The organism is Pseudomonas helleri (genome assembly GCF_009600315.1).
GTDB lineage: Bacteria > Pseudomonadota > Gammaproteobacteria > Pseudomonadales > Pseudomonadaceae > Aquipseudomonas > Aquipseudomonas helleri_A.
Genome location: NZ_WIWC01000085.1, coordinates 1 through 2,179 on the forward strand (window position 1 = coordinate 1; position 2,179 = coordinate 2,179).

Sequence of the window (2,179 nt, forward strand, 5' to 3'; positions counted from 1 at the left end):
ATAACGCCGCTTATGTTCAAAAGGCCCCCACACTTGAGAGAGTCGTGGGGGCCTTTTTTTCTGGGCACGGAAACCACACCCCTCCTACACTGGTACGCCAGACCCCACCTCTGTGGTTTTACGCACGGTGGGCCACTGACTCGGATAAGGACGCCACCGCCATGCCGTTACCCGTCACGCCCTATTATGAGCGCCGTCTGCGCGACCTGCGCACGCTATCCCCTGCGGCTGCCGCACTGGCCGAGCGCATCGCCTTGGACCTGCAGCCGCAAATGCTGGCCACCTCGACCGAGACGTTGGAGGCGCAGTTACTGGATCACCTGCAGGAAGTGGCTGAGCAACAGACGCGTTGTGTGACTCGACTCTGGGACTGGTTAAACGCCGTGGTCAGCGCCGGAGCGCTGACGCCACCACAGGCGGCAGCGTTTGCCTGTGAAGCGGCCACCTTGGGCGGCCCGTCTGGCGTGGTACCAGAATGAGCAGCCGTGACGGTTCCACTGCTCACTACGGCTTAGAGCTCGGGCTAACGTGTTGGCATATTCAATGGGTTCTGGAGTATGAAGGCGTGACGTGCACGCTTTGCGGTGTCTGCCAAAGCGTCCAAGAGGCAGACATTCCTTTTGCTCATGTGGCAGGTTGCATCGGCGCAGCGGAAGTGGCACAGCACCCTTGGCGCGAGCTAGCAGCGGTTCTACGCCATTTGCCGGTCGTACTCGATAAATGATTGGCGAAGGAATTCACGAAGACGCGCTGCAGCACCTGGTGCAACAAAACGCGGTTAGGGAGTTTGTTGTGGGCCGCGATGCTAGCCGCACCAAGTGGACGTTTTCGGTACGCCTCGGCGGGCCGCACTCCCGGCTGATCGCGGTGCGCTCACGGCGCGAAGCGATTCGTACCTGGGCCAGCCTGACGGCAGTGGGGCGGTTTGCCGAAGGGCTCGGCGTGCGAGGCTTTGCGGTGGAACTATGAAGTTTCGCGCCCGCGAAACTGGCCACGGCTTTTAGTTATCGAGAGCGTCGAGCAAATTTGCCCAAGTAGGGGCTTCCCCTGGCTTCGCGTTGTGAGGCAATGCAGGTTTAGGCTCAGGTTTATGCTCGATCAGCCGAAGTGATTGTTGCAGCTCTTGTATCTCTGCACGCAGCAATCGAACCTCTTCAACCAACGAGTGTAGGGCTGGGTGTAAGGCGTCCATTTCAGGTGTAGGGGAAGTGTAGGGCGAGGGTGTCGGGTCAAGTGTAGGGCGGTGTAGGGTGATCCCCTGTGGTTCGCCATAAACGCGGATCATTTCTGATAGGTCGATAACCTTTTGCCCTTTACCGTCTAGGCCAGCAGTTACGCGGCCTTTAGACACGGCCTCATGCAATGTTGAACGGTGTAAACCGTAGAGTTTTGCCATGCGGCCGATGGTTAATTTTGCCATGTAGGGCAGTGTCGGGTTCTGTCTGTAGGGTGCCCTACAGTCTACTGCTATTTATGAGACTTAACCGACCATTCCCTAACGCGGTCCGGTGGACCTTGTTGGCTACCGTGCTGGTAGGCAGCACAGCTGCCAGACCCACACGGCAGCTTGTGAAAGACACAGGGTTTGCGCTGAGCGAGCAAACGCAATATCTTTGGGTAATAGATACATAGCATTAAAACGAAAAAACCCTGCCAAGGCAGGGTTTCATTCGGGCCAGCGGCGACGGCAATCGCTCTGGCCAAGGTCTCGGGGAATCTCTGCTTTTCGGTGCGGGGAACGAGACCTGGTAAGCCAATTCTGTCGGGAAAACTCCCGTCTGTCCAGCTTCCAGCCTCCCCCGACACCTCTTCCCGACGCTTGGAATCAAGATGCTTTGGGCCCGGGAAGTAATAGCTGCCGATCAAGGGGATCTCTTCACGGCAGCCGGTATAGCCGGTTAGGTGCGACCCGCAAGGGCGAGAAGGCAATGGCAGGGCAGCGTAAAAACCCAACCACGGGCGCTGTCACTGTCCTAAAACCCACCAACCGCCAGACGCCGAAGAGGGCAGGGGGCGCAGTGGTAAACAATCCCCGAAAGTCTGGAACGCCTGTTGGGAGTGGGAGCCGGGTGGTCGCACCTGGAACAAAATCCTCACTGCGTGGAGTCATGCGAGACGCTTTTTTTAAAAGCCGATCGTAGGGGCTCCCACGCCAGTGGGAGCCATCAAGTGCGTCGCG

Annotated in this window: 3 protein-coding genes; 2 read left to right on the forward strand and 1 reads right to left on the reverse strand. The window is 58.4% G+C overall.

All coding sequences use genetic code 11. The annotated features are described in order from the left end of the window. Positions 1 to 161 precede the first annotated feature (161 nt). Positions 162 to 479, forward strand: a complete 318-nt coding sequence (locus GHN86_RS22905; protein ID WP_073510850.1) for a hypothetical protein — start codon at positions 162 to 164, stop codon at positions 477 to 479. Between the two features lie 241 nt (positions 480 to 720). Further along, complete coding sequence (locus GHN86_RS22910; protein ID WP_095003394.1) at positions 721 to 969, forward strand: hypothetical protein; 249 nt, start codon at positions 721 to 723, stop codon at positions 967 to 969. 31 nt (positions 970 to 1,000) lie between these two features. Here the strand turns inward: GHN86_RS22910 and GHN86_RS22915 are convergent, their stop codons facing one another. Then, the gene (locus GHN86_RS22915; RefSeq protein WP_073510845.1) at positions 1,001 to 1,420 is read right to left on the reverse strand and encodes a hypothetical protein; all 420 of its coding nucleotides are present in this window, start codon (positions 1,418 to 1,420) and stop codon (positions 1,001 to 1,003) included. Between the last annotated feature and the right edge of the window lie 759 nt (positions 1,421 to 2,179).

Bases quoted from the DNA above. Each gene is read 5' to 3' on its own strand.
- GHN86_RS22905 (WP_073510850.1), top strand. From the start codon at position 162: ATGCCGTTACCCGTCACGCCCTATTATGAGCGCCGTCTGCGCGACCTG.
- GHN86_RS22910 (WP_095003394.1), top strand. From the start codon at position 721: ATGATTGGCGAAGGAATTCACGAAGACGCGCTGCAGCACCTGGTGCAA.
- GHN86_RS22915 (WP_073510845.1), bottom strand. From the start codon at position 1,420: ATGGCAAAATTAACCATCGGCCGCATGGCAAAACTCTACGGTTTACAC.